Raw genomic sequence first — 26,021 nt, 5'->3', positions numbered from 1 at the left:
CAGCGCGGCCTCCGCGCGGCGACGGCGTTCGAGCAGCCACTCCGGGAAGTAGGAGCCCTGCCGAAGCTTCGGGATCGCAACATCGACAGTCCCGGCGCGGGTATCGAAGTCCCGGTGCCGGTAACCGTTGCGCCGGTTCGTGCGGTCCTCGGACACCGTGCCATACGAGGCGCCGCAGACCTGGTCCGCGTCCGCCGAGAGCAGCGTGTTGATGAACGTGGACAGCATCTGCCGCAGCAGATCCGGCGACGCCTGAGACAGCTGCTCTTCAAGGAAGCGAGCAGGATCGATACTGGGTACGACGGTCATCGTCGTGGTTCCTTTCGAGAGGGATGTAGGAGTTTCCTCGAAGGATCACGCGGTGACCGTCGCTATTCACAGCGACACGCTCACCGAGCTACCGATACACCACTCTGACGGACGCAACCGCGGCATCCGCTCACCCCGAGGCGTCGGGGTGTGGCGGGCTGGGGTGAGTTGGTGTCGGGTTGAGGGGGTGGATGCGGCATCCGCTCACCCCGAAGCGTCGGGGTGTGGCCGGGTGTGGCCGGTGGGGTGAGTTGGTGTCGGGTTGAGGGGGTGGATGCGGCATCCGCTCACCCCGGAGCGTCGGGGTGTGGCGGGCTGGGGTGGGTTGGTGTCGGGTTGAGGGGTGGATGCGGCATCCGCTCACCCCGAAATGGCGGGGTGCCTTCCCGCGCGCCCGGGAGCTACGCGTGCCGCTCGAGGAAGGCGTACACCTCGTTGTCGTCGACGCCGGGGAAGGCCCCGCGGGGGAGCGGCGAGAACATCTGCATGTGCACGCGGGCGCTCGGCCACGCCTTCCCGCCCCAGCGCTCGGCGACCTCAGGCGTCGCGCGGCGGCAGCACGACTCGTCGGGGCAGCGCGAGACGTCGCGCTTCTGCGTCTCGCGTCCGCGGAACCACCGCGCGTCGTCGAAGGGCACGCCCACCGTGATCGAGAACTCGCCCGCCGAGGTCGTGCCCGTCTGCGTCGAGCACCAGAACGTCCCGCTCGGGGTGTCGGTGTACTGGTAGTGCTCGGTCGTGCGGTTCTGCTCCTCGAAGGCCGATCGCGCGAGGAAGCGCCGGCAGACGATCTGGCCCTCGACCGAGCCCGTGACATCCATCGGCACCGGCAGGTCGTCGTTCTCGTACACGCGCGAGATGGCGCCCGATCCGTCCACGCGCAGGAAATGCAGCGGGATGCCGAGATGCTGCGTCAGCAGGTTCGTCATGCGCATTCCTGCGGCTTCGTGCGTCACGCCGAACGCGTCGCGGAAGTCCTCAACGGCGAGGTTGCGGTCCTTCTTCGCCTGCTGCAGGAAGGCGACCGACGCGCTCTCGGGCATGAGGCAGCACGCGGCGTAGTAGTTGATCTCGAGGCGCTGCTGCAGGAAGTGCGCGTAGTCGGTGGGCGGCTTGTGCCCGAGCAGTCGGTGCGCCATCGCCTGCAGCGCCATCGAGCGCAGGCCGTGCCCGCCCGGGATCGACGCGGGCGGCAGGTAGATGCGGCCGTTCTCGAGATCCGTGACGGAGCGGGCGGAGTGCGGCAGGTCGTTCACGTAGATGAGCTCGAAGCCGAGCCGCTCGGCCATGATGCTCACGGTGCGGTGCGTGAGCGCGCCCGAGATGTGGCCGGCCGACTTGAGCTGTTTCTCGGCGAGCCGCTCGATCTCGGGAAGGTAGTTGTCGTGCGCGCGCATGCGCAGGCGCAGGTCGGTGTTGGCGCGGCGGGCCTCCTCCGGCGTCGCGATGGCTTCGCGCTCGCGACGCTGCAGCTCGCGATGCAGACCGAGGAGCGATTCGATCGTGTCGTCGGTCATGGTCTTGGTGACCTTGACGGGCGCGATGCCGAGCTGCCGGAACACCGACCCGGACTGCGCGCGCTCGAGTTCGATCTCGAGGGCGGCGCGACGGTTCGGCGGCTCAGTCGAGAGCAGCTCGGCGACGTCGACCCCCGTGACCTGCGCGATGGCCTGCAGAAGCGAAAGCTTGGGCTCGCGCTTGCCGTTCTCGATGAGGCTCAGCTGACTGCCCGCGACACCCACCTTCTCGCCGAGTTCGTCGAGTGTGAAGCCGTGCGAGACGCGCTGGTGACGGATGCGGTGACCCAGGGTCGACAGCTCGAGGGAGGTGGGGGGCATTCCTTGAGGATATCGAAAGAATCACGTTTCTTGAACGCGGATTTCATCGAAACCTCTGTTCCATCGGCGCACAGTGGAAGGGAGCAGCGAAGCACAACCACTGTCCGAGGAGGACTCCGAAATGGCAATCGCCGAAATCTTCACGCGTCCCACCCCTCGTTCCACCACTCACACCGCCCCCACGACCCCGACGGTCGGAGCACGCCCCCAGATCTCGGGCGAGGGCATGGCGGAGCTCGTCGCGTGGGTCGACGATCTCGCGGCGCTTCTCCAGCCCGCGGCGGTCCACTGGGTGGACGGATCGCGGGCTGAGAACGAGGCGCTGCTGCGCCAGCAGGTCGATGAGGGCAAGCTGATCAAGCTCAACCCCGAGTGGCGTCCGGGCTCGTACCTGGCTCGTTCGCACCCGAGCGATGTCGCCCGCACGGAGGCGCGCACGTTCATCGCGTCGGAGCGGGAGGAAGACGCGGGGCCGACGAACAACTGGATCGCGCCGGCGGAGATCCGCGGCATCCTGAACCCGCTGTTCGAAGGTGCGATGCGCGGCCGCACGATGTACGTCGTGCCGTTCTCGATGGGTCCGGTCGGTGGGCCGCTGTCGCACATCGGCGTGCAGATCACCGACAGTGCCTACGCCGTCGCCTCGATCGGGATCATGACGCGCGTCGGCGCGGACGTGCTGCGCGAGATCGCGGCGGGTGCGCACTGGGTGAAGACGGTGCACACGGTCGGCGCCCCGCTGGCACCCGGTGAGCAGGATGTCGCGTGGCCGTGCAACGACGAGAAGTACATCGTGCACTTCCCGGACACGCTCGAGGTGTGGTCGTTCGGGTCGGGGTACGGCGGCAACGCGATCCTCGCGAAGAAGTGCTTCGCGCTGCGGATCGCGTCGGTGATCGGCCGGAACGAGGGCTGGCTCGCCGAGCACATGCTGCTGATCCGCGTGATCGACCCGCAGGGCAAGGCGTACCACGTCGCCGCCGCGTTCCCGTCAGCGTGCGGCAAGACGAACCTCGCAATGCTTCGCCCCACGATCCCGGGATGGCGCGTCGAGACCCTCGGTGACGACATCGCGTGGCTGCGCCCCGGTGAGGACGGCCGCCTGTGGGCGATCAACCCCGAGGCGGGCTTCTTCGGCGTCGCACCCGGCACCGGCGAGTCGACCAACGTCACAGCGGTCGAGACGCTGTGGGGAAACACGATCTTCACCAACGTCGCGCTCCGCCCGGACGGCGACGTGTGGTGGGAGGGCCTGACCGACGAGCCGCCGGCACACCTGACCGACTGGGAGGGCAACCCGTGGACGCCCGCGATGGGTCGGCCCGCGGCGCACCCGAACTCCCGCTTCACGGTAGGCGCGGCGCAGTGCCCGCAGATCGCGGACGATTGGGATGCTCCGCAGGGCGTTCCGCTGGACGCGATCCTGTTCGGAGGACGGCGGGCGACGAACGTCCCGCTCGTGGTCGAGGCCACGGACTGGACGCACGGCGTGTTCATGGGCTCCAACATCTCCTCCGAGCGGACCGCCGCCGCGGAGGGCACGGTCGGCGAGCTGCGCCGCGACCCGTTCGCGATGCTCCCGTTCTGCGGCTACAACATGGCCGACTACTTCGGCCACTGGCTCAAGGTCGGGCAGAAGCTGCGCTTCGACCGCGCCCCGCGCATCTTCCAGGTCAACTGGTTCCGCAAGGGCGCCGACGGCCGGTTCCTGTGGCCCGGCTTCGGCGACAACTCTCGTGTCATCGACTGGATCATCCGCCGCATCGAAGGCCAGGTGCCGGCCGTCGACAGCCCCATCGGACGCCTGCCCCGCACCGAAGACCTCAACCTCGACGGCATCGAGGTCCCGCAGGCCGACCTCGACGAGCTCTTCGCCGTCGACCCCGAGCTCTGGCAGCACGAAGCCGACCTCACCGAGCAGTTCTACGCCGAGTTCGACGGCCGCGTCCCCGCCGCCCTGCACGCCGAGCTCGCCGCGCTCCGCTACCGCCTGAAGGTCGCCCAGCGCTCCTGACGACGGCCGACGGATGCCTCGCCCCCGCCCTCGCGGAGGGCGAGGCATCCGTCGTCCCGCGCCGGGGCACTCCCGGCCGGCTCGCCCGCGGAATCGTGCGGGTGCGTGGGTTTCGCACTTTGCCGCAGGCGAGCAGATGGAACCGCGTCGCGCGGCCCGATCTCAGACGAGCAGCTGGTGCCGCGCGAGGTCGCGGTAGAGCGGAGTCGTCTCGACGAGCTCGGAGTGCGTGCCCTGGCCGATGACACGGCCGTGATCCATCACGACGATGTGGTCGCTGTCGACGACAGTCGACAGGCGGTGCGCGATCACGATGAGCGTGCGGCCCGTTGCGACGGCGTCGATCGCGTCGCGCATGCGCTGCTCGTTGAGGCCGTCGAGCGACGAGGTCGACTCGTCGAGCAGCAGGATCGGGGGAGCCGCGAGCAGCGCCCGCGCGATCGCGAGCCGCTGACGCTCTCCGCCGGAGAGCATGACACCCGACTCGCCGACCGGCGCCTCGATGCCGAGCGGCGACCGCTCGAGGACTTCGCCGAGATTGACGGCGCGCAGCACGCGTTCGCAGTCGTCGTCGGATGCCGCGGGAGAGGCGAGGCGCAGGTTCTCGGCGATCGTGCCCGCGAGGGTCGGAGCGTCCTGCTCGACATAGCCGAGCTGCGCGCGCAGGGCGCCGCGGTCGAGCGTGCGCACGTCGGCTCCGTCGAGCAGGACGGCGCCGTCGGTCGGGTCGTAGAAGCGCTCGATGAGCGCGAGCGTCGTACTCTTTCCCGCGCCCGAGGGCCCGACGAGCGCGACGCGCGACCCGCGCGGGACCGTGAACGAGACGCCCCGCAGCACGTCGGCCGTCGTGTCCTCTTCCGGTGCCGGTGCGCCCTCGGTCTCGGCGAGGCGGCGCAGATCGTCGGCGACCGACTTGTCGACGTGGGCGTCTTCGAGGGCAGCGAGTGCCGCGTCCTCGGCCTTGCGGCGGGCGGCGACGACGGCCTCGGGATACCGGAACCGCACATCGCGGAACTCGATCGCGGCCGCGGCGCCGGGCGCGGCATCCGTCCGCTCGTCGGTGCGCTCGCGCACGCGCGCCGCAACCTGCGGATCGTCCTGGGTCTCGGTCGGGAGGTCCATGACCTCCTGGATGCGGCCGAGCGCGCCGAGCGCCTGGTTGACGGACGTGATCGCGCCGAAGAACGAGCCGAGCGGCGCGATGAGGAGGAACAGGAACATCACGAAGGTCACGAGGGCCGCGACCGGGATCGCACCCGAGGCGACTCGCAGGCCGCCGACGCCGAGGACGACGAGCAGCGACACCTGCAGGGCGATGTTCGCGATCGGCACGACGAGCGCCGAGACCTTCGCGATGCGCACGCCCTGCTGATAGGCGTCCTTGGCGAGGTCGGCGATGGCTGCCTCTTCACGGTCGCTCGCGCCCGCGGCGCGCACCGTGCGGATGGAGCCGACGGCGCGCTCGACGCCCGACGCGAGCTCGCCGACGCGCTCCTGCTGGGTCGCCGTCGCCTCGCGGATGCGGCCGCTGAGCACCGTCACGACCGCGATCGAGACGCCGATGACGACGACGATGAGCCCGAGCAGCACGGGATCGATGAGCGCCATCGCGACGAGCGCACCGAGGAAGACGAGCGAGTTGCCGACGGCGTCCGCGAGGCCCTGCGTCAGGACGGCGTAGAGGAGTGTCGTGTCGGTGCCGACGCGCGAGACGAGGTCGCCCGTGCGCCGCGAGTCGAACTCGCCGATCGGCAGGTGCAGGATCCGGCCGATGAGCTTGCGCCGCGAGGAGTACACGACGGCCGTGCCGGTGCGCTGCAGCAGGAAGTGCTGGTAGCCGCCGATGAGCGACGCGACGATGACGAGCCCGACGATGCCCCACACGAGCATCCCGAGCGGCTCGCCGGCTTCGACCCGCTGGATGAGCACTCCGACGAACAGCGGCTGCGCGAGCACCGCGACGGCGCCGATGATGCTCAGGATCGCGACCAGGATGAGCACGCGCTTGTGCTCGAGCAGGAACGGCAGCAGCTGCTTGAGGCTCGCGCGCGGCCCGTCTTCGGGGGCGCGGCGTCCGCGGCGTCCGCGGGCGGGGGAGGTCGTGGTGGACATGCGGGATTCTCCGTCGTTCGTCCGGGGGAGGAGGGCGATGGCCCTACCTTCGACCGTACTTCTTGTGGACTGCCTGCCTGCTCACTCCGAGGGCGTCGGCGATCGCCACCCACGAGAAGCCCAGGCCTCGCGCCCGCCGCACCTGCTCGGCTTCGGCGCGCGCGAGTTCGGCGTGCAGAGCGCGCAGCCGCCGCAGCTCCGGCAGGGGGTCGCCGCCCTGTGCCGAGGCGATCGCGGTGCGGATGTCGTCGCTCATGGTCGTCAACCATAGTTGACGGTTCGGGATGTCGTCAACTCAGGTTGACGGCATCCGCATCCCAAGCCCGGGAGACCGGGCGGCGCGGCTGCAGGCCGGCGGACGGGACCTCGGGATGCCCGCGCCCGCGTCGGAGGCCGGGGATAGGGTTGTCCGGTGCCTGCCCCTGTCATCGAAGCCAAGAATCTCGTGAAGGCCTACAAGGTCAAGGGCAAGCCGGACTTCCTCGCGGTCGACGGGCTGAGCTTCGAGGTCGCGCCGGGCGAGTCCTTCGGCCTTCTGGGCCCCAACGGCGCGGGCAAGTCGACCACGATGAAGATGGTCGGCGCCGTCTCGACCCGCACGCGCGGCGACCTCTCGATCCTGGGTCTCGACCCGGATCAGTACGGGCCCGAGATCCGCTCCCGCCTCGGCGTCGTGCCCCAGCAGGACAACCTCGACGGCGAGCTCAACGCCCGCGAGAACCTCTACATCTACGGCCGGTACTTCGGCCTGCCCGCCAAGGTCTGCCACGAGAAGGCCGACGAGCTGCTCGCCTTCGCGGCTCTCGAAGACAAGGCGAAGAGCAAGGTCGACCAGCTCTCGGGCGGCATGAAGCGGCGCCTCACGATCGCGCGCGGCCTCATCAACGACCCGCGCATCCTGCTCCTCGACGAGCCGACGACGGGTCTGGACCCGCAGGCGCGCCACGTCCTCTGGGACCGCCTCTTCCGCCTCAAGGAGCGCGGCACGACACTCGTCCTGACGACGCACTACATGGACGAGGCCGAGCAGCTGTGCGACCGTCTCATCGTCGTGGACAAGGGCCGCATCATGGCCGAGGGCACCCCTGCGTCGCTCATCCGCGAGCACTCGAGCCGCGAGGTGCTCGAGGTGCGCTTCGGCTCGGATCGAAACGCCGAGGTCGCGCCGCAGCTGCAGGGCATCGGCGATCGCATCGAGGTGCTGCCCGACCGCATCCTCATCTACGCGTCCAACGGCGAGCAGGCGCTCGAGCGCGTCACGCACGCGGGGCTCGAGCCGCTCACGTCGCTCGTCCGCCGTTCGAGCCTCGAGGACGTGTTCCTGCGCCTGACGGGAAGGTCGCTGATCGAATGAGCGACCCGAGTCAGTCCGGCGGCGACACGGGGGACGGGATGCCGGGTCCCGGCGGCGCCGCGGGAGCCGCATCCGCCCTCGCGCAGCCGACCCTCGAAGAGCTCCGCGCGGAGGCGATGGAATGGGGGCGCAAGCCGCGCCGTCTCGGCACCTGGTACGTCACGGAGCACATGGTCCGCGCGATGCGCGCGTACGGCTGGACGATCATCGTCGGAGCCGTCGGGCAGCCGATCCTCTACCTCCTCGGGCTCGCGGTCGGGCTCGCGGCCCTCATCCAGGCGCCCGTCGACGACCGCGGCATGGAGGTTCCGTATCTCGTCTTCGTCGCGCCGGCGCTGCTCATGACGGCGGCGATCTCGGTCGCGTCGGAGGAGTTCACCTACCCCGTGATGGCGGGGTTCAAGTGGCGGCGGTACTTCTTCGGGTTCAGCTCGTCGGCGCTGTCCTCGCCGCAGATCGCGGCGGGCGTCGTGCTGGGCGCCGCGGCGCGCATGCTGCTGACGGTGGGGCTCTACTACGTCTTCATCTGGGTCTTCTTCGCGTGGCTGTACCCCGACGCGACAGCGGATTCGACGTCGTGGCTCATGATCCCGATCGGCGTGCTCGCGGGGCTCTCGTTCGGCATTCCGCTGATGGCATACGCGGCATCCCTCGAAGACGACAAGGGGCAGTTCGCCCTCGTGCAGCGGTTCGTCTTCATGCCGATGTTCCTCTTCTCGGGCACCTTCTACCCGCTCGCCGTGCTGCCGCTCTGGCTGCAGTGGGTGGGGTGGATCTCTCCGCTGTGGCACGCGTCCGAGCTCGGCCGCATCGTGACCTACGGCGACTGGTCCGCCGAGCCGCTCGCGTGGGTGCACCTCGCCTACCTGCTCGTCCTGACCGTCGGCGGATTCATCGCGGGGCGCCGCGTCTTCACGAAGAGGCTCGCGAAATGACGGCGACGACGACGGATGCCCCGACCCGTCGCGGCGGCGTGCGGGCCCTGTGGGCGGGGAACCCCGGCGCGGTCGTGCAGCGCGGGCTCGTCGCGGCTCGCTCATCGAGCTGGGTCGTGGTGGTCTCGGGGTTCTTCGAGCCCGTCCTGTACCTCGCGTCGATGGGACTCGGCCTCGGTGCGCTCATCGGCGACGTCGAGACGTCCGGCGGGGTCGAGGTGTCGTATGCGGCGTTCATCGCGCCCGCGCTCCTGGCCGTCTCGGCGATGAACGGCGCGATCTACGACTCGACGTGGAACGTCTTCTTCAAGCTCAACTACGGCAAGCTCTACGAGGGCATGCTCGCGACCTCGCTCGGTCCGCTCGACGTCGCGCTCGGCGAGATCCTCTACGCGCTGCTGCGCGGACTGCTCTACGCGACGGGCTTCATGATCATCATGCAGATCCTGGGCCTGAATCTCGCGCCGACCGCGATCCTCGCGATCCCCGCTGTGCTGCTCATCGCGTTCGGCTTCGCGGCGCTCGGCATGGCAGTCACGAGCTACATGAAGACGTTCCAGCAGATGGACTGGATCAACCTCGTGCTGCTGCCGATGTTCCTGTTCTCGGCGACGCTGTACCCCATCACGGTCTACCCCGAGTGGGTGCAGACGATCGTCATGGCGTTTCCGCTGTGGCACGGCGTCGAGCTGATCCGCGGCCTCACGACGGGTGTCCTCGCGCCCGCGATGTGGTGGCACGTCCTGTACTACCTCGTGATGATCGCCGTGGGCCTGATCTTCACGACCAAGCGCCTGCGCGCACTCTTCCTCGACTGACGGCACCACGATCAGCACGCTGCCGAGCGGTCGAAGCCGAGTCGGCGGCTCCCGACCCGCGAAGTGCGGACGAGTGCGCCTGAATCGGATCATTCGGCGCACAGCATCCGAATCTCGTGCAATCGTCCGAATGTCGTGAGGACCGTGCTCAGAGCAGGCCGCGCCGCGCGAGCTCGGGGCGCACGCCCTCGGCGAACCAGTACGCCTCTTCGAGGTGCGGATACCCCGACAGCACGAACTCGCTGAACCCGACCGCGCGGTACTCCTCGATGAGCGCAGCGACCTCGGCGTAGCTGCCCACGAGCGCTGTCCCCGCGCCGCCGCGCACGAGCGACGCACCGGCCCACAGGCCCGGGTGGATCTCGAGCTCACCGCGCGAGGTGCCGCCGTCGGTGAGGGCGAACTGACGGCGCTGGCCTTCGGATCCGGATGCCGCGAACGCCGCGCGGCGATCCGCGACGACCTCGGGATCGAGCCCCGCGACGAGCCCGTCGGCGATCGCCCAGGCCTCGTCCGACGTGGGGCGCGCGATGGCGTGCAGCCGGACGCCGTAGCGCAGCGTGCGGCCGTGCGCCGCCGCTCGCTCGGCGACGCGCGCGATCTTCTCGCCCGCCTGCGCCGGGGGCTCTCCCCACGTCAGGTAGACGTCGGCGTGCTCCGCCGCGACGTCGATCGCGGCATCCGATGATCCGCCGAGGTAGACCTCGGGGATCTTCGCGAGCTGCGGGATGTAGGCGTCCTCGATGTCGAAGAACTCACCGCGGTGGGTCACGCGCTCGCCCGTCCACAGGCGGCGCAGGAGCGTGACGTACTCCGCGGCCCGCGCGTAGCGCCCCTCCTTGCCGATGCGATCGCCGAAGCGCCGCTGCTCGGCATCCTCGCCGCCCGCGACGAGGTTGATGCGCAGCCGCCCGCCGCTCACGTTCTGGAAGCTCGCGGTGACCTGCGCCTGCAGTGTCGGCGATACGAGCCCCGGTCGCACGGCCACGAGGTACTCGAGCCGCCGCGCGTGCTGCGTCAGGGCCGTCGCGATCGTCCAGCTCTCTTCGTTGCCGCCGCCCGTGGGGACGAGCACCGACTCGAAGCCGAGATTCTCGGCGGCCTGCGCGATCTGCGACAGATACGGCAGGTCGGGGCGACGGGATGCCGCGTTGAGCCGCGCGGGGTCGTTGTCGGTCGCGCTGCCGAGCGCGAGATTCGTGCGCGAGTCGCCCGTGAGTGGCAGGAACCAGTCCAGGACGACCTTCTGCTGCTCCGACATGATCGCTCCTCGCTCGCGCCACGGGTCCGGCGCCGGATCAGACTACGAGCACCCGCGATGCCCGGCCGACCCGCGTGTCACTGTGTGACGTCGACCGGGCCGACGGCGGACGGGAGTGGGGAGAGCGGGAAAGAGAAGAGCGGATGCCGCGACCCCGAGGGGCGGCATCCGCTCTACGTGGTGCGGGGAAGCGTCAGCGCCAGAGCACCGCGATGGCGGCGTTCGCGAAGGTCAGGATGCCGACCGACCAGAAGATCGCGGGCGGCAGCGAGCCGGTCTTGCGCTGGCGGCCCGTGCCGATGCCCAGGAGCGCGCCGATCGCGAGGAGGATCACGAACTTGACGCCGATCTTGGTGTAGTTCAGGTCGTACTCGATGCCCCACGGCGCCGCGAGGGCGAGGCCGGCGACCGCTGCGATCGCGAGGCCCCAGCTCATGAGGCGCGTCACCTGGCGGCGGCCGCTCACGAGTTCGACGACCCACGCGCCGAAGAGGATCGCGAAGCCGGTGAGGTGGACGAGCAGAACGACGTGGCGCAGGATCTCCATGGCCTCAGGCTACCTTACGTAAGGCTGAAGGTGGAGCCGTCAGAAGCCGGCGGGCCGGAGCTGCGCGGCGCGCAGCTCGCGCAGGACGAGCGCCGTGCGGATCGCGGCATCCGCGGCCTCGGCGCCCTTGTCCTCCTTCGAGCCGGGCAGTCCCGCCCGGTCGATGCCCTGCTGCTCGTCGTCGAGGGTCAGCACCCCGAATCCGACGGGCTTGCCCGTGTCCAGCGCGACGCGGGTCAGGCCGTCGGTCGCCGCGTTCGAGACGAAGTCGAAGTGCGGCGTTCCGCCCCGGATGATGACGCCGAGCGCCACGACGGCGTCGGCTCCGGCATCGAGCGCAGCCTTCGCGGCCACCGGCAGCTCGAACGATCCGGGCACGCGCACGAGCCGCCACGAGGCGCCTGAGGCGTCGAGCGTCCGCTCGGCCCCCGCGATGAGCCCGTCCGTGATGACGTCGTGCCACGTGCCGGCGATCACGACGATGTCCAGGCCCGTCGCGTCCGTGCCGCCGGTGATCGGCGCTCCCTTGCCGCTCATGCGGTTGCTCCTCCTGCCAGGTGCGACTCCTTCATCTGCGCGAGGGCGTCGCTGAGTTCCTGCTCGTCGATGATGTGACCCATCCGGTCCCGCTTCGTGGCGAGGTACTGGTGGTTGTTCGGGCCGACGCCCACGAGCAGGGGGACCTGCTCGACGATGTCGAGGCCCAGTTCGCGCAGCTGCTTGACCTTGTCGGAGTTGTTCGTGAGCAGGCGCACCTTCTCGACGCCGAGGTCGGCGAGGATGCCGGCGGCTGCCGCGTAGTCCCGGGCGTCGGCAGGCAGGCCCAGCGCGAGGTTCGCGTCGACGGTGTCGAGGCCGCGCTCCTGAAGGCTGTACGCGCGGAGCTTGTTGATGAGGCCGATGCCTCGACCCTCGTGGCCGCGCATGTAGATGACGACGCCGCCGTCCTGCTCGATCGCATCCAGCGCCGCCTGCAGCTGCGGGCCGCACTCGCACTTGAGCGAGTCGAACGCCTCGCCGGTCAGGCACTCCGAGTGCACGCGCACAAGAGGGGCGTCCTCGAGCTCGCCCGAGACGACCGCGACGTGGTCGGTGCCCGTGATGCGGTCCTTGTAGGCGAGGAAGCGGAAAGCGCCGTGCGCCGTCGGCACGTTGGCCTCGGCGCGCAGGCTCACGCGGCGCTTGTGCGCCGAGTGCGCGGGCGTCTCGACGGGCTCGTTCTCCTGAAGGTAGGCCACGAGCTGCTCGATCGTGATGACGGGCACGTCGTCGCGCGCACCGAGATCGATGAGCCCCGGCAGCCGCATCATCGACCCGTCCTCGGCGACGACCTCGGCGATCGCGCCGACGGGCTTGAGGCCCGCGAGACGCATGAGGTCGACAGCGGCTTCGGTGTGGCCGCCGCGCTCGCGCACGCCGCCGTCGACGGCGCGCAGCGGCAGGATGTGCCCGGGACGGATGACGCTCGTCGGCGTCGACGCGGGATCGGCGAGCACGTTGAGGGTGTGCGCGCGGTCCGAGGCGCTGATGCCGGTCGACTGGCGGTCGGCGGCGTCGACGCTCACGGTGTACGCGGTGCCGCGGGCGTCCTCGTTGACCGCGACCATCGGCGGCAGGTCGAGGCGGTCGGCCCACTCGGCGGGCATCGGCGCGCAGATGAAGCCGCTCGACCAGCGGACCGTCCACGCGACCCACTCGGGGGTCGCGAGCTCGGCCGACAGCACGACGTCGCCCTCGTTCTCGCGGTTCTCGTCGTCCGCGACGATGACGGGGCGTCCCGCGCGCAGCGACTCGAGGGCTTCGGGGATGGTGGCAAGGCTCATCGAGAGCCTCCTTCCGTGGCCGCGGCATCCGCCGCGGGGTCTGCGAGGGCGGCATCGGCCGCGGGGATTCCAAATGCGGCCACGCGGAGCGCGGGTGCGGCCGGTGCCGCGAAAGAAAGCAGGCGCTGCACATGGCGCGCCAGGATGTCGGTCTCGAGGTTGACGCGGTCGCCGGCAGTGCGCGCTCCGAGCGTCGTGGCCTCGAGGGTCTCGGGGATGAGCGACACCTCGAGCCACTGCTGCGCGGCGCCGGCGGGCGAGACGGAGCTCACGGTGAGCGAGACGCCGTCGACCGCGATCGAGCCCTTGTCGACGACGAGGGGCGCGAGGTGGCCGGGCACCGCGATGCGCACGACGCGCCACTGCGCGCCGTCGCGCACCTCGAGCACCTCGCCCGTGCCGTCGATGTGGCCCTGCACGATGTGTCCGCCGAGGCGTCCGTGGGCGCGCGTCGCGCGCTCGAGGTTGACGGCACGGCCGCTCGCGACGCCCGCGAGGGTCGACATGTCGAGGGTCTGCTTCATGACGTCGGCCGTGAACCAGTCCTCGCCCTGATCGACGACCGTGAGGCATACGCCGCTCACCGAGATCGAGTCGCCGTGCCCCGCGTCCGACACGGCCTTGGGTGCGCGCACCGTGAGGCGCACGCCGTCGCCCGAGGCTGCGACATCCGTCACTTCGCCGATCTCTTCGACGATCCCTGTGAACATCAGGCGTCTCCTTCTTCGTGTGTGCGTGCGGGGGCGCCGACGGCGAGGGGCGGGGCGGTCGGCGGTGCCGCGACGACGAGCAGGTCGTCGCCGAGCCGGTCGATCGAGACGATGTCGAGGCGCTGCGCGTCGGCGATCGTCCCGACGCCGATGTCGCCCAGTGCGAGCCGGTGGCCCCCGAGCAGCACGGGCGCGACGTACGCGAGCACCTCATCGACGAGTCCGGCGCGCAGGAAGGCGCTCGCGATCACGGGGCCGCCTTCGACGAAGACACGCTGCACGCCGCGGTCGCGGAGGTCGGCGAGCGTCGCGCGCAGATCGCGTCCGTCGTACTGCAGGAGGGGGAGCGGATGCTGCAGCACGGCAGCTCCCTCGGGGACGGGCCGCATGCCCAGCACCACAGGGCGCGGCTGGTGCGGGAGAAGCGCGCCCGCGGCATCCCGAGCCGTCAGGGCAGGGTCGTCGGCCAGCACGGTGCCCGTGCCCGCGACGATCGCGTCGGCCAGCGCACGGCGACGGTGGACGTCGGCGCGCGCTTCGGGCCCGGTGATCCACTGGCTCGTGCCGTCGGAGGCCGCGGCCCGGCCGTCGAGGCTCTGCGCCCACTTGACCGTGACGTGCGGGCGGCCGAGGCGCTGCACCGTGAGCCACGAGTCCAGCAGCGCCGCGCCCTCGTCGGCGAGGAGGCCGGGCACGACGTCGACGCCGGCGGCGCGCAGCCGCTCGCCGCCGCCGGAGGAGTGATCGCCCGGGTCGTCGACGGCGTAGATGACACGGGCGACGCCCGCCGCGATGAGCGCTTCGGCGCAGGGGCCGGTGCGGCCCGTGTGGTTGCAGGGCTCGAGTGTCACGACCGCGGTCGCGCCGCGCGCGGCGCCGGGTGAGAGCTTCGAAAGCGCGTCGACTTCGGCGTGCGGAGTGCTCGCACCGCGGTGCCAGCCCTCGGCGATCACGCGGCCATCGGCCGACAGCAGCACGGCGCCGACCTGCGGGTTGATCCCGCGGGGCCCGTTGAGGGCGAGCGCGAAAGCGCGGCGCATGGCGCCCTGCTCCACGTCGGTGACCTTCATCCGTCTTCCCTGCCTGGCTTGCGGGGTCACAGGCAAGGGCGGACAACGGCATACGCCGCGTCGCCCGTGCGCCTCCCATCCGGACTCGCAGCGCATGTGCACTGCATCACCGTCGGTTCCGGATTTCCACCGGATCGGCTTCGGCGCGCTTCCCGGACGGGAAGCGGATGCCTCGGCTCGCGGACTATCACCGCCGGTTCGGATTCTCACCGACCCCGGAGCACGTCGATGCTCTCGATTGTAGTAAACGCGCCGGCGGGCGATTCATTCCGTTTCGCCGTGTGGCGCCGCGCCATCCGAGAAACGTCAGGCCGACGCGCGCCACACAACGGGGCACTCGAGCACGCGCAGCCCGGCGTCGGCGTCCTGGCCGCGGATCTGGCGGAGCACCGACTCCGCCGCTGCCCGGCCCAGCTCGGTCGCCGGCTGATGCACGGTCGAGAGGGGAGGGTCGCACCGCAGCGCCCACGTGCTGTCGTCGAATCCGACGATGCCGACGTCGCCGGGGATCGAGCGCCCCGCCTCTTTGAGCACCTCCATCGCACCCGCCGCGACGGCATCGCTCGAGGCGAAGACACCGTCGATGTCGGGGCAGCGCGCGAGCAGCTCGCGCATGCCCGCCTGCCCTTCCGAGTAGGAGTACAGCGGGACGCTCTGCACGAGCTGCGGGTCGAAGCGTGCGCCGAGCGCATCGACGAAGCCCGCGAGGCGGTCCGCGCCCGAGTCCCGGTCGAGCGCGGCGGCGATCATGCCGATGCGCGCGCGCCCCGTTGCGGCGAGGCGCGCCGTGATCTCGCGGGCGGCGCCCCGGTTGTCGATCGTGACGTGCGGCGAATCGCCGATGTCGCGGGGATTTCCCACGAAGGATGCCGGGATGCCGAGGTCGGCGACGGCGCGCGTGATCGGATCGCCGACGCGGGCCGAGACGATGATGACGCCGTCGATGAGTCCGCCGTGCAGATAGCGGGAGAGCCGCTCGATGTCGCGGGGAGAATCGGCGATGAGGCACGACAGCTGGTAGTCGGCCTCGGACAGCGCGGCGTTGGCGCCGAGCAGGATCGATCCGATGTTCGGATCCTCGACGAAGAGCGAGTGCGGCTCGTGCACGATGAGGCCGACGGCCTGAGAGCTGCGCATAACGAGGCTGCGCGCGGCGCGGTTCGGGACGAACCCGACCTTGGCGATGGCGGCCTCGATGGCTTCCCGCGCCTCGTCCGACACGTAGGGCTGCCCGTTGAGGACCCGGCTCACGGTGCCGCGCGACACGCCGGCCTCCACGGCGACGTCCTTCACCGTGGCTGGGCGGCGGCGACCGTTGCTCTCCACGCCACGATCCTATGTGCACGAGCACAGATTTGGATTGCCGTGTTGACAGGAGGGAGTCGGGTTCCTACTCTGTACACGTTCACAGAAACTCATCGTTGAGATTCAACGGTCTAGTCTGTGCACGTTCACAGACCAGAGGATCGAATGACTTCCACCGCCCGTTCCTTCTCGCACCGGGGCATCGCCTTCGGCTGCGACTACAACCCGGAGCAGTGGACGCCTGACGTCTGGGACGAGGACATCGCCCTCATGACCGAGGCGGGAGTCGATCTCGTCGCCGTCAACATCTTCGGGTGGTCGCACATCGAGCCGCGCTCGGGGGAGTTCGACTTCGCGCGCCTCGACGAGATCATCCGCCTGCTGCACGCGGCCGGCATCCGCATCAACCTCGGCACCGCGACCGCGTCGCCGCCCGCGTGGCTCACGCGCCGGTATCCCGAGATCCTGCCCATGGCAGAGGACGGCACGCGCCGCTACCAGGGTGGACGCCAGGCCTGGTGCCCCAGCTCGCCCCTCTTCCGCGACGCGGCACTGCGGCTCGTCGAGGCGGTCGCCCGTCGCTATGGCGACCACCCCGCCGTCGAGCTGTGGCACGTCTCCAATGAGCTCGGATGCCACAACGCGCTCTGCTACTGCGACGTGAGCGCCGACTCCTTCCGCTTCTGGCTGCACCGCCGGTACGGCACGCTCGAGGCGCTCAACACGGCGTGGGGGACGGCGTTCTGGAGCCAGACGTACTCCGAGTGGGACGAGATCCTCCCGCCCCGCGCGACCCTCTCGAGCCGCAACCCCGCGCAGTCCCTCGACTTCCACCGCTTCAGCTCCGACGAGCTGCTCGGCTACTACCGCGCCGAGACCGAGGTCATCCGCCGGTTCAGCGACAAGCCCGTCACGACCAACTTCATGGTCACGGCGCACATCGAGAACATGGACTACTGGTCGTGGGCGGCCGACATGGACGTCATCGCGAACGACCACTACCTCGACGGCCGGCTCGCCGACTCGACCGCCGAGCTCGCGTTCGCCGCGGACCTCTCACGCGGCCTCTCGGGCGGTGCGCCCTGGATCCTCATGGAGCACTCGACCGGCGCCGTCAACTGGCAGCCGCTCAATCTCGCGAAGGCGCCGGGCCAGCTCCTGCGCAACTCGCTCACGCACGTCGCGCGCGGCGCCGACGGCGTCTGCTTCTTCCAGTGGCGCGCGTCCCTGCAGGGGAGCGAGAAGTTCCACTCCGCGATGCTCCCGCACGCGGGAACCGACACCGACCTCTGGCGCGAGGTCGTCGAGCTCGGCGGGATCGTCGAGCGACTCGAAGAGGTCGCGGGCACCCGCGTCGAGGCGCACGCGGCGCTCGTCTTCTCGTGGGAGTCGTGGTGGGCGACGCAGACCGAGTCGCGGCCGAGCCAGGCCGTCGGCTACCTCGACCAGGTGCACGCAGCCTACGGGGCGCTGCACGCCGCGGGGATCACGGTGGATGTCGTGGCGCCGGGCGCCGACCTGTCGGACTACCGCCTCGTCGTCGTCCCGGGGCTGCACCTGCTGCGCGCCGCGGAGGCGGCGGTCCTGACCGACTGGATCGCAGCGGGCGGAATCGCCCTCGTGACGTACTACTCGGGCACCGTCGACGAGCAGGACCGCGTCTGGGCGGGCGGCTACACGGGGCCGCTCCGCGAGGCGCTCGGCATCCGCGTCGAGGAGTTCGCCCCCGTCGCGCCGGGCGAGACGCTGACCCTCACGGATGGCTCGAGCGCGACCCTGTGGTCGGAGCGCTCGCGCGTCACGACGGCCGCCGTCGCGGCATCCTTCGCAGACGGTCCCTCGCAGGGGCGGCCCGCCATCACGCGCAACGCGTGGGGCGACGGCGAGGCCTGGTATGCCGCGACGCACCTCGCCCCCGACGCGTATCGCAGCCTGATCGAACGGCTCGCGGACGCCGCGGACGTGCGCCCGGCCGCACCCGCGACGGGCGCGGACGGTGCGCTCGAGGTGGTCCGGCGCCGCGGGAGCGACACGTCGTACCTCTTCGTCGTCAACCACGGGTCGGCGGCTGCATCCGTGCAGGCGAGCGGAACAGAACTCATCACCGGGATGCCGGTGGCAGGCGTCGCACAGGTGCCCGGCGGCGCCGTGCGCATCGTACGAGAGGAGCTGGTCGCATGACGACCCAGACGTCCACATCGGCGCCGGCGGTCGCACGCCGTCGGCATGTGCCACACAAGAAGGCGATCATCGCCTTCGTCGCGCCGTTCGCCGTGCTGTTCCTGCTCTTCTACCTCATCCCCATCGGCTACGCCGTGTGGCAGTCGCTCCTGGTGATCGAGCGCGAGGGCACGTTCGGCGAAGCGCGCGAGGTCTTCGGCGGCATCCAGCAGTATCTGCTCGTGTTCCAGAACACCGCATTCTGGACCTCGGTCGGCCGAGTGCTGCTGTTCGGCGTCGTGCAGGTGCCGGTCATGCTCGGGCTCGCCCTGCTGTTCGCACTGCTCCTGGACTCGCCGCTCATCAAGGGCAAGCCGTTCTTCCGGCTCGCCTTCTTCGTGCCGTACGCCGTGCCCGGCGTCATCGCGGCGATCATGTGGGGCTTCCTCTACTCGCCGAACCTCTCGCCCTTCACGGCGCTCACCAGCAGCGTCGACCTGATGTCGGCCGAGTGGGTGCTGTGGGCCATCGCGAACGTCGTCACGTGGGTGTTCGTCGGCTACAACATGCTCATCATCTACTCGACGCTGCTCGCGATCCCGCAGGAGATCTACGAGGCGGCGCGCATCGACGGCGCCGGGCAGGCCCGCATCGCCTGGTCGATCAAGATCCCGCTCGTGCGCCCCGCGCTCGTGCTGACAGGCGTCCTGTCGATCATCGGCACGCTGCAGCTGCTCGCCGAGCCGCAGACCTTCCGCGCCTTCAGCTCCGCCGTGACGAGCACCTACACGCCCAACATGACGATCTACGCGACCAGCGCGATCCCGAACGTGTCGCTCGCGGCCGCGTTCTCGGTCGTGCTCGCGCTCGCGACCTTCGTGCTCTCGTTCACGTTCCTCAAGCTCAGCCGACGGGGGGAGGGCGCATGACCGCCTCCAGCTTCACCGACACCGCCGACACGCGCGTCATCACGACGGGCCGTCGCGGAGGCCGCCCCGCGACCGGAAGCGGACCGCGCGAGAGCATCCTCGGGCGCGCGGGCGCCATGACCGTCATGGCGGTCTTCACGCTCTACTTCCTGATTCCGCTGTGGTGGCTCTTCGTCGCCTCGACCAAGAGCCGCGGCAAGCTCTTCACGACGAACCCCCTGTGGTTCGCCGACCCGCAGCTCATCGAGAACATCACGGGGCTCTTCGCCTACAACGACGGCGTCTACCTGAAGTGGATGCTCAACAGCGTCCTCTACGCCGGCGTCGGTGGCGTGCTCGCCACGGTCATCGCCGCGATGTGCGGCTACGCCCTCGCGAAATACCGGTTCCCGGGCCGCGAGACGCTCTTCAACACCGTGCTCGGCGGGGTGCTCGTCCCGGCGACGGCGCTCGCCCTGCCGCTGTTCCTCCTCTTCAGCCGCGTGGGGCTCACCGACACCTACTGGGCGGTGCTCCTCCCGAGCATCGTGAGCCCCTTCGGCGTCTACCTCGCGCGGGTCTTCGCCGAGGCATCCGTCCCGGACGAGCTCATCGAAGCGAGCCGTCTCGACGGCGCGGGCGAGATCCGCACGTTCTTCACGGTGTCGATCCGGCTCATGATGCCGGCCCTGGTCACGGTGTTCCTGTTCCAGTTCGTCTCGATCTGGAACAACTTCTTCCTGCCGCTCATCATGCTGCGCAGCGAGGAGCTCTTCCCCGTGACCTTCGGGCTCTACGCGTGGAACTCGACCATCAACCAGTTCCCCGAGCTGCGCACGTTCGTGCTCGTCGGGTCGCTGCTGTCGGTCATCCCCCTCATCATCACGTTCCTCTTGCTTCAGAGGTATTGGCGCACCGGTCTCGGGACCGGCGCGCTGAAGTGAGAAACCCCCGTCGGCACCCCCGACGGCCAACCGAGAGAGAGAAGAAATGCAGCACATGAGACGAGCGGCCACCGTCGCCCTGCTCACCGCGGGCGCACTCGCGTTCGCGGGATGCTCCGCGGCCGGAGGCGACGACGCCTCCTCCAGCGGCGCCTGCGAGCCGGCCGGTGAGGATGTCACGCTCACCTTCACATCGTGGATCCCCGGGATCGAGGATGCCGTCGCCCTCTGGAACGACGCGAACCCCGACATCCAGGTCGAGGTTCAGACCGGTCCCTCGGGCAACGCCGGCACCTACCAGAACTTCTTCAACCAGCTCGAGGCGGGCAACGCGCCCGACCTCGGCCAGATCGAGTACGACGCGCTGCCGAACTTCCGCGTGCAGGACGGCCTCGAAGACCTCGCCGCGTGCGAGGACGTCGTCGCGGCGGCCGACCAGTTCGTGGACTGGACGTGGGGCCAGGTCACGCTCGGCACGACCGACGAGGTCTACGGCGTTCCGCAGGACTCCGGCCCGATGGCCCTGTTCTACCGCAGCGACCTGTTCGAGCAGAACGGCATCGCGGTCCCGACGACGTGGGACGAGTACCGCGAGGCTGCGGTCAAGGTCCGCGAGCTCGGCGGCTACATCACGAACTTCTCGCAGACCGACATCAACCAGTTCGCGGGCTTCGTGTGGCAGGCGGGCGGGCAGTGGTTCGCCAACGACGGAGACGAGTGGACGGTCGACCTGACCGGCGACGCGTCGACGACTGTCGCGGACTACTGGCAGGACCTCATCGAGAACGACCTCGTCTCGACGTACCCCGCCTGGACCGACGAGTGGAACAACGCCTACAACTCGGGCGAGGTGTGGACCTGGAACTCCGCCGTCTGGGGTGCCAACTCCATCGCGAGCGGCGCGCCCGACACGTCGGGACTCTGGTCCGTCGCGCAGGGGCCGCAGTGGAAGGCCGGCGAGAGCGCGGCAGGCAACTGGGGCGGTTCGTCCATCGCGGTATTCAAGGGCACCGACCACCTCTATGAGGCCGCGAAGTTCGCGCTGTGGCTGAACACGTCCGACGAGGCGCTCACGTCGCTCAACGAGACAGCGGCGATCTACCCCGCCACGAAGGCCGGACTCGACCTGCCCGCACTGCAGGAGGGCGTCGAGTTCTACGGAGGGCAGAAGATCTACGAAGTCTTCGCGCAGGCCGCCGGCGAGGTCAACCCCGACTTCGTCTGGGGTCCCACGATGACGCAGACCTACGCGGACGTCTCGGACGGCTTCAAGGCGGCCGTCTCGGGTTCGGGCACGCTGGCGGACGCGCTCGCCGCGGCCCAGCAGTCGACCATCGCGGCCCTCGAGGCCCAGTCGATCCCGGTCGCGAAGTAGCAGCCGGATGATCCACGACCCCCGCCTCGCGAGCCTCGGCGTCAGCGTCGGTGCCCGCGGGGCGGGGGTGGTGGCCGGCGTCCGCGGCCGGCGACCGGGGTCTCCCCGGAAGGATCATGGGAATCACCGCACGGCCGGAGCCGGTGTCGTGCGGCGGAAGTAGCCTGGAAGAGGGGGAGTGCGGCACATGACAGAGGCAGGAACCGGCTTCGAGCAGCTCGTGGCGCGTCCGCGCGCCGACGTGCTCATCATCGGCGGCGGCATCAACGGTCTCGCGACCTTCCGCGACCTCGCGCTGCAGGGCGTCGACGTCGCCCTGGTCGAGCGCGCCGACTTCGTGAGCGGCGCATCGGCGGCTTCCTCGCACATGATCCACGGCGGCATCCGCTATCTCGAGAACGGCGAGTTCCGCCTCGTCCACGAGGCCGTCACCGAGCGCAACGCGCTCCTGCGGATCGCGCCCCACTTCGTGCGGCCGCTGCAGACGACGATCCCGATCTACTCGACCTTCTCGGGCGTCCTGAGCGCGCCCCTGCGCTTCCTGCGCCACGGCGGCAAGGCGCACCGTGAGCGCGGCGCACTGCTCATCAAGGTCGGGCTCGTGCTGTACGACTCCTTCTCGCGCGGTGGCGGGCGCGTGCCCCGCCACTCCTTCGTCGGTCGGGCGAAGTCGCTCGCCGCGCTCCCGCACCTCAATCCCGACATCAAGTACACGGCGACGTACTGGGATGCCTCGCTGCACGATCCCGAACGGCTCGCGATCGACGTCCTCCGCGACGGCATCGCCACCGGCCGCGGGAAGGCGCGCGCCGCCAACTACACGGCGGCCGTCGGGGTCGCCGGCGGCGGCATCCTGCTGCGCGACCTCGAGACGGGCGAGGAGACGCCGTTCGCGGCATCCGTCGTCGTCAACGCCACGGGCCCCTGGACCGACCTCACCAATGCGGCGCTCGGCGACCCCACCTCCTACATGGGCGGCACGAAGGGCTCGCACGTCGTGCTCGACAACCCCGAGCTGCTCGCGGCGACCGGCGGACGCGAGCTCTTCTTCGAGCACAGTGACGGCCGGATCGTCCTGATCTATCCGATCAAGGGCCGTGTGCTCGTGGGCACGACGGATCTCGAGCACGACATGGACGACCCCATCGTGTGCACCGACGAGGAGGTCGACTACTTCATCGATCTCATCGGCAACGTGCTGCCCGACATCCGGGTCGATCGCTCCCAGATCGTGTTCCGGTTCGCGGGCGTGCGTCCTCTCCCCGGGCACGGCGATGTCGCTCCCGGCTTCGTCTCGCGCGACTACCGCGTGGAGACGGCGCCCCTGGAGGGAAGCCCTGGGACGACGGTCCTGAGCCTCGTCGGCGGCAAGTGGACGACGTTCCGCGCGTCCGCCGAGCACCTCGCCGACCGCGTGCTCGCAGTGCTCTCCCGCCCCCGGCTGCGCTCCACGAAGCGCACGCCGATCGGCGGCGGCCGCGGCTACCCGACGACCGAAGCAACGAGGCGCCAGTGGATCGCGACCCACGAGGGCGGATTCGGCCCCGATCGGGCCGAGACGCTCCTCGACCGCTACGGCACGGTCGCCGTCGACGTCATCGAGGCGATCGCCGACGACGAGGACGATCGACCCCTCGAGACGGTGCCGTCCTACTCGACCGGTGAGCTGCGGCATCTCGCCCGCACGGAGTCGGTCGTGCACCTCGACGACATCCTGCTGCGGCGCACGAGCCTCGCCTTCGTCGGCGAGGCGACCGAGGAGTCGGCGGCCGAGATCGCCGAGGCCATCGCGCCCGTCCTCGGGTGGAGTCCGCGCCGGCGCCTCGCCGAGGTCGAGCGGGCGATCGCCCGCGTCCACGCGGCCGACCCCGCGGGCCCCGCGGCATCCTCGGCCGTCTCGGCAGACCGATAGCCTGACCGCACCGCCCCTGCCGGGCGGATCCCGACGAACTCGAAGAGGAGGCGCCGTGGCCGACCACGTCCTGGCGATCGATCAGGGGACGACCTCGACGAGGGCCATCGTGTTCGACGCGCGCGGCGCGATCGTCGCGACGGCCCAGCGCGAGCACTCGCAGGTGCTCCCGCGCGCCGGGTGGGTCGAGCACGACCCCGTCGAGATCTGGACCAACACCGAGTGGGTCGTCGCGTCGGCGCTGTCGCGCGCGCGACTCGGCGCGGGCGATGTCGTCGGCATCGGCGTCACGAACCAGCGGGAGACCGCGATCGTCTGGGACCGCCGCACGGGCAGGCCCGTCGCCAATGCGATCGTGTGGCAGGACACCCGCACGCAGGAGCACATCGACCGCCTCTCGGCCGAGGCCGGCGTCGACCGCTTCGCGGAGCAGACCGGGCTTCCCCTCGCGACCTACTTCTCCGCCTCCAAGATCGCCTGGATCCTCGAGCACGTGCCCGGGGCCCGCGCGGCGGCCGAGGCGGGCGACCTGCTCTTCGGCACGCCCGACACGTGGGTCGTCTGGAACCTCACGGGCGGCGGGCGGGGCGGCATCCATGTGACGGATGTCACGAACGCGAGCCGGACGCTGCTCATGGACCTGCAGACCCTCGACTGGTCGGACGAGCTGCTCGCCGTGTGGGACATCCCGCGCGCGATGCTGCCCGAGATCCGCTCGTCGTCCGAGGTGCTCGGCGTGGCGCAGCTGCCGGGGATCGCCCGCGGTATCCCGATCGCAGGCATCCTCGGCGATCAGCAGGCTGCCGCGTTCGGCCAGGCCGCGTTCGACGCGGGCGAGTCGAAGAACACCTATGGTACGGGCAACTTCCTGCTCGTGAATACCGGCACCGAGATCGTGCGCTCGCAGCACGGACTCATCACGACGGTCGCCTACCGGTGCGCCGACGATCCGGCCCGCTACGCGCTCGAGGGCTCGATCGCCGTGACGGGATCGCTCGTGCAGTGGCTGCGCGACAACCTCGGCATCATCGAGCGGTCAGAAGACGTCGAGACGCTCGCGGCGACCGTCGACGACAACGGCGGCGCCTACTTCGTCCCCGCGTTCTCGGGGCTCTTCGCCCCATATTGGCGCCCCGACGCGCGCGGCGCGCTCGTGGGTCTCACGCGCTTCGTCAACCGCGCCCACATCGCGCGCGCAGCCCTCGAGTCGACGGCGTTCCAGACGCGCGACGTCATCGACGCGGTGATCGGCGACACGGGCCGCGTGGTGTCCGAGCTGAGGGTCGACGGCGGGATGACGCGCGACGCGCTGCTCATGCAGTTCCAGGCCGACATCCTGGGAGTGCCGGTCATCCGCCCGAAGGTCGTCGAGACGACGGCGCTCGGCGCCGCCTACGCGGCCGGACTCGCGACGGGCCTGTGGTCGGGCTTCGACGAACTGCGCGAGCACTGGCGGGAGGACGTTCGCTTCGAGCCCGCGATGCCCGACGACGAGCGGGCCCGCCGCTACCGGCTGTGGCAGAAGGCCGTGTCGCGCGCCCTCGACTGGGTCGACGCCGACGTCACGGCCTGACACGCCGCTCCCGTTCGCGTCCTCGCGCGGTCTGCACTCGCCGATTCCGGCGACTCGCCAGAATGCGCGGCGCGCACCTGCCGATTCCGGCGACTCGCCGGAATGCGCGGTCCGACCGAGCCGTCGGCCTACTTGAGCAGGCGCGACAGACGCCGGTCGGCGAGGATCTTGCCGCCCGTCTGGCACGTCGGGCAGTACTCGAGCGAGTTGTCCGCGAAGAAGACGCTGCGCACTGTGTCACCGCACACGGGGCACGTCTCGCCGCGCCGGCCGTGCACCCGCATGCCGCGCCGCTTGGCATCCTTCAACTCGGCGGGCGGCTTGCCGGATGCCTCGGCCACAGCCTCGGCGAGCGTCTCGGTCATCGCGGCGTAGAGACGGTCGACGTCGGCCTCATCCAGACTCGCCGCGAGGGCGTACGGCGACATCTTTGCGGCGTGGAGGATCTCGTCGGAGTACGCGTTGCCGACGCCCGCGATGATCATCTGGTCGCGCAGCACACCCTTGATCTGCGTGCGCTTGCCCGCCAGCAGCGAGGCGAACGTGGCGCGGCCGAACGCGGGGTCGAGGGGGTCGGGACCCAGGCGCGCGACGCCCGGCACGTCGGATGGCGCGCGCACGACGTAGACCGCGAGCGACTTCTTGGTGCCCGCCTCGGTGAGGTCGAACCCCGATCCGTCGCTCAGCGCGACGCGCAGCGCGATGGGCGTGCGGCCCGGCTTGATGAGCGTCGCGGGAAGCTGGTCGTACCAGCGCAGCCAGCCCGCCTTCGCGAGGTGGAACACGAGGTGCACGGACCCCGCCTCGGTGGTCGCGCTCAGGTCGAGGAACTTCCCGTGCCGCGCCGCTCCCGTGATCTCGGAACCCTGCAGCGCCTGCACGGGCGGGTCGTACGTCTTGAGCGCCGCGATGTTCGCGACCGAGACGCGGGTGATCTCCAGCCCCGTCACGCGCTCGCGAAGGAAGTCGACGAGCCCCTGCACCTCCGGCATCTCCGGCATGCGCCCATCCTCGCACGCGGCGCAGACGCCGCGCCCGGTGGTTCAGGCGTCG

Annotated in this window: 22 protein-coding genes; 10 read left to right on the top strand and 12 right to left on the bottom strand. The window is 70.4% G+C overall.

The features are described from left to right. Window positions 1-309 (bottom strand): transposase (locus MJ607_RS18335; RefSeq protein ID WP_243077052.1); only part of this gene is annotated, 309 nt, incomplete at its 3' end. 401 nt (window positions 310-710) lie between these two features. Then, the gene (locus tag MJ607_RS18330; protein ID WP_243077051.1) at window positions 711-2,147 is read right to left on the bottom strand and encodes an XRE family transcriptional regulator; all 1,437 of its coding nucleotides are present in this window, start codon (window positions 2,145-2,147) and stop codon (window positions 711-713) included. Between the two features lie 121 nt (window positions 2,148-2,268). Between MJ607_RS18330 and MJ607_RS18325 the strand changes: the two genes are divergently transcribed. Further along, the gene (locus MJ607_RS18325) at window positions 2,269-4,161 is read left to right on the top strand and encodes a phosphoenolpyruvate carboxykinase (GTP) (protein WP_243077050.1); all 1,893 of its coding nucleotides are present in this window, start codon (window positions 2,269-2,271) and stop codon (window positions 4,159-4,161) included. Window positions 4,162-4,323: 162 nt separating this feature from the next. On the opposite strand, the gene MJ607_RS18320 is transcribed toward MJ607_RS18325, so the two are convergent. Together MJ607_RS18320 and MJ607_RS18315 are read right to left on the bottom strand one after the other, a co-directional pair. Continuing rightward, complete coding sequence (locus MJ607_RS18320) at window positions 4,324-6,273, bottom strand: ABC transporter ATP-binding protein (protein WP_243077049.1); 1,950 nt, start codon at window positions 6,271-6,273, stop codon at window positions 4,324-4,326. A gap of 43 nt (window positions 6,274-6,316) precedes the next feature. Beyond that, entirely contained in the window at window positions 6,317-6,529 is a 213-nt protein-coding gene (locus tag MJ607_RS18315) for an AsnC family protein (protein ID WP_243077048.1), read from the bottom strand. 156 nt (window positions 6,530-6,685) lie between these two features. Here MJ607_RS18315 and MJ607_RS18310 point away from each other — a divergent pair, with 156 nt between their 5' ends. The 3 genes from MJ607_RS18310 to MJ607_RS18300 are packed head-to-tail and all read left to right on the top strand — an operon-like array spanning window position 6,686 to window position 9,380. Next, entirely contained in the window at window positions 6,686-7,627 is a 942-nt protein-coding gene (locus MJ607_RS18310; protein WP_243077047.1) for an ABC transporter ATP-binding protein, read from the top strand. A gap of 38 nt (window positions 7,628-7,665) precedes the next feature. Next, window positions 7,666-8,562 carry an ABC transporter permease gene (locus MJ607_RS18305; protein ID WP_243077075.1) on the top strand — a complete coding sequence of 299 codons (897 nt, stop codon included), beginning with the start codon at window positions 7,666-7,668 and terminating at the stop codon, window positions 8,560-8,562. Further along, window positions 8,559-9,380 carry an ABC transporter permease gene (locus MJ607_RS18300; protein WP_243077046.1) on the top strand — a complete coding sequence of 274 codons (822 nt, stop codon included), beginning with the start codon at window positions 8,559-8,561 and terminating at the stop codon, window positions 9,378-9,380. The genes MJ607_RS18305 and MJ607_RS18300 overlap by 4 nt, the downstream gene beginning before the upstream one ends. 148 nt (window positions 9,381-9,528) lie before the next feature. Here MJ607_RS18300 and MJ607_RS18295 read toward each other — a convergent pair whose 3' ends face one another. The 7 genes from MJ607_RS18295 to MJ607_RS18265 all read right to left on the bottom strand — a co-directional run bounded on the left by MJ607_RS18295 (window position 9,529) and on the right by MJ607_RS18265 (window position 16,117). Beyond that, window positions 9,529-10,641, bottom strand: a complete 1,113-nt coding sequence (locus tag MJ607_RS18295; RefSeq protein WP_243077045.1) for an LLM class flavin-dependent oxidoreductase — start codon at window positions 10,639-10,641, stop codon at window positions 9,529-9,531. Window positions 10,642-10,834: 193 nt separating this feature from the next. After that, the gene (locus tag MJ607_RS18290; protein WP_243077044.1) at window positions 10,835-11,188 is read right to left on the bottom strand and encodes a Fe-S protein; all 354 of its coding nucleotides are present in this window, start codon (window positions 11,186-11,188) and stop codon (window positions 10,835-10,837) included. Between the two features lie 39 nt (window positions 11,189-11,227). Further along, window positions 11,228-11,725: a 6,7-dimethyl-8-ribityllumazine synthase gene (gene ribH, locus MJ607_RS18285; RefSeq protein ID WP_243077043.1), complete on the bottom strand. Its 498-nt coding sequence runs from the start codon at window positions 11,723-11,725 to the stop codon at window positions 11,228-11,230. Continuing rightward, complete coding sequence (gene ribA, locus MJ607_RS18280) at window positions 11,722-13,011, bottom strand: GTP cyclohydrolase II (protein WP_243077042.1); 1,290 nt, start codon at window positions 13,009-13,011, stop codon at window positions 11,722-11,724. Before ribA ends, ribH begins: the two co-directional genes overlap by 4 nt. Continuing rightward, window positions 13,008-13,721 (bottom strand): riboflavin synthase, encoded by a 714-nt coding sequence (locus MJ607_RS18275; RefSeq protein ID WP_243077041.1) that lies wholly within the window; start codon window positions 13,719-13,721, stop codon window positions 13,008-13,010. The genes ribA and MJ607_RS18275 overlap by 4 nt, the downstream gene beginning before the upstream one ends. Beyond that, window positions 13,721-14,791, bottom strand: coding sequence for a bifunctional diaminohydroxyphosphoribosylaminopyrimidine deaminase/5-amino-6-(5-phosphoribosylamino)uracil reductase RibD (gene ribD, locus MJ607_RS18270; protein ID WP_243077040.1), 1,071 nt, complete (start codon window positions 14,789-14,791; stop codon window positions 13,721-13,723). The genes MJ607_RS18275 and ribD overlap by 1 nt, the downstream gene beginning before the upstream one ends. A 306-nt stretch (window positions 14,792-15,097) precedes the next feature. After that, entirely contained in the window at window positions 15,098-16,117 is a 1,020-nt protein-coding gene (locus tag MJ607_RS18265; protein ID WP_243077039.1) for a LacI family DNA-binding transcriptional regulator, read from the bottom strand. A gap of 144 nt (window positions 16,118-16,261) precedes the next feature. Between MJ607_RS18265 and MJ607_RS18260 the strand changes: the two genes are divergently transcribed. From MJ607_RS18260 to glpK, 6 genes are all read left to right on the top strand, one after another. Next, the gene (locus MJ607_RS18260) at window positions 16,262-18,277 is read left to right on the top strand and encodes a beta-galactosidase (protein WP_243077038.1); all 2,016 of its coding nucleotides are present in this window, start codon (window positions 16,262-16,264) and stop codon (window positions 18,275-18,277) included. Further along, a complete protein-coding gene (locus MJ607_RS18255; protein ID WP_243077037.1) occupies window positions 18,274-19,185 on the top strand; it encodes a carbohydrate ABC transporter permease in 912 nt (303 codons plus the stop codon). Before MJ607_RS18260 ends, MJ607_RS18255 begins: the two co-directional genes overlap by 4 nt. Continuing rightward, the gene (locus MJ607_RS18250; RefSeq protein WP_243077036.1) at window positions 19,182-20,108 is read left to right on the top strand and encodes a carbohydrate ABC transporter permease; all 927 of its coding nucleotides are present in this window, start codon (window positions 19,182-19,184) and stop codon (window positions 20,106-20,108) included. Before MJ607_RS18255 ends, MJ607_RS18250 begins: the two co-directional genes overlap by 4 nt. 55 nt (window positions 20,109-20,163) lie before the next feature. After that, the gene (locus tag MJ607_RS18245) at window positions 20,164-21,483 is read left to right on the top strand and encodes an ABC transporter substrate-binding protein (protein ID WP_374238076.1); all 1,320 of its coding nucleotides are present in this window, start codon (window positions 20,164-20,166) and stop codon (window positions 21,481-21,483) included. Between the two features lie 187 nt (window positions 21,484-21,670). After that, a complete protein-coding gene (locus MJ607_RS18240; RefSeq protein WP_243077034.1) occupies window positions 21,671-23,395 on the top strand; it encodes a glycerol-3-phosphate dehydrogenase/oxidase in 1,725 nt (574 codons plus the stop codon). A gap of 55 nt (window positions 23,396-23,450) precedes the next feature. Continuing rightward, a complete protein-coding gene (gene glpK, locus MJ607_RS18235; RefSeq protein WP_243077033.1) occupies window positions 23,451-24,968 on the top strand; it encodes a glycerol kinase GlpK in 1,518 nt (505 codons plus the stop codon). A 128-nt stretch (window positions 24,969-25,096) separates the two neighbouring features. Here glpK and MJ607_RS18230 read toward each other — a convergent pair whose 3' ends face one another. Next, window positions 25,097-25,969 (bottom strand): Fpg/Nei family DNA glycosylase, encoded by an 873-nt coding sequence (locus MJ607_RS18230; protein ID WP_243077032.1) that lies wholly within the window; start codon window positions 25,967-25,969, stop codon window positions 25,097-25,099. Window positions 25,970-26,021: the final 52 nt, after the last annotated feature.

This window comes from Microbacterium sp. SS28, assembly GCF_022761035.1.
Taxonomy (GTDB): Bacteria; Actinomycetota; Actinomycetes; order Actinomycetales; family Microbacteriaceae; genus Microbacterium.
Note: the sequence above shows the minus strand (reverse complement) of the source record. Positions and strands in the feature narration are given on the sequence as shown.

Coding starts and splice junctions, on each gene's coding strand:
- MJ607_RS18330 (WP_243077051.1), bottom strand. CDS start 2,147: ATGCCCCCCACCTCCCTCGAGCTGTCGACCCTGGGTCACCGCATCCGT.
- MJ607_RS18325 (WP_243077050.1), top strand. CDS start 2,269: ATGGCAATCGCCGAAATCTTCACGCGTCCCACCCCTCGTTCCACCACT.
- MJ607_RS18320 (WP_243077049.1), bottom strand. CDS start 6,273: ATGTCCACCACGACCTCCCCCGCCCGCGGACGCCGCGGACGCCGCGCC.
- MJ607_RS18315 (WP_243077048.1), bottom strand. CDS start 6,529: ATGAGCGACGACATCCGCACCGCGATCGCCTCGGCACAGGGCGGCGAC.
- MJ607_RS18305 (WP_243077075.1), top strand. CDS start 7,666: ATGCCGGGTCCCGGCGGCGCCGCGGGAGCCGCATCCGCCCTCGCGCAG.
- MJ607_RS18300 (WP_243077046.1), top strand. CDS start 8,559: ATGACGGCGACGACGACGGATGCCCCGACCCGTCGCGGCGGCGTGCGG.
- MJ607_RS18295 (WP_243077045.1), bottom strand. CDS start 10,641: ATGTCGGAGCAGCAGAAGGTCGTCCTGGACTGGTTCCTGCCACTCACG.
- MJ607_RS18290 (WP_243077044.1), bottom strand. CDS start 11,188: ATGGAGATCCTGCGCCACGTCGTTCTGCTCGTCCACCTCACCGGCTTC.
- ribH (WP_243077043.1), bottom strand. CDS start 11,725: ATGAGCGGCAAGGGAGCGCCGATCACCGGCGGCACGGACGCGACGGGC.
- ribA (WP_243077042.1), bottom strand. CDS start 13,011: ATGAGCCTTGCCACCATCCCCGAAGCCCTCGAGTCGCTGCGCGCGGGA.
- MJ607_RS18275 (WP_243077041.1), bottom strand. CDS start 13,721: ATGTTCACAGGGATCGTCGAAGAGATCGGCGAAGTGACGGATGTCGCA.
- ribD (WP_243077040.1), bottom strand. CDS start 14,791: ATGAAGGTCACCGACGTGGAGCAGGGCGCCATGCGCCGCGCTTTCGCG.
- MJ607_RS18260 (WP_243077038.1), top strand. CDS start 16,262: ATGACTTCCACCGCCCGTTCCTTCTCGCACCGGGGCATCGCCTTCGGC.
- MJ607_RS18255 (WP_243077037.1), top strand. CDS start 18,274: ATGACGACCCAGACGTCCACATCGGCGCCGGCGGTCGCACGCCGTCGG.
- MJ607_RS18250 (WP_243077036.1), top strand. CDS start 19,182: ATGACCGCCTCCAGCTTCACCGACACCGCCGACACGCGCGTCATCACG.
- MJ607_RS18245 (WP_374238076.1), top strand. CDS start 20,164: ATGAGACGAGCGGCCACCGTCGCCCTGCTCACCGCGGGCGCACTCGCG.
- MJ607_RS18240 (WP_243077034.1), top strand. CDS start 21,671: ATGACAGAGGCAGGAACCGGCTTCGAGCAGCTCGTGGCGCGTCCGCGC.
- MJ607_RS18230 (WP_243077032.1), bottom strand. CDS start 25,969: ATGCCGGAGATGCCGGAGGTGCAGGGGCTCGTCGACTTCCTTCGCGAG.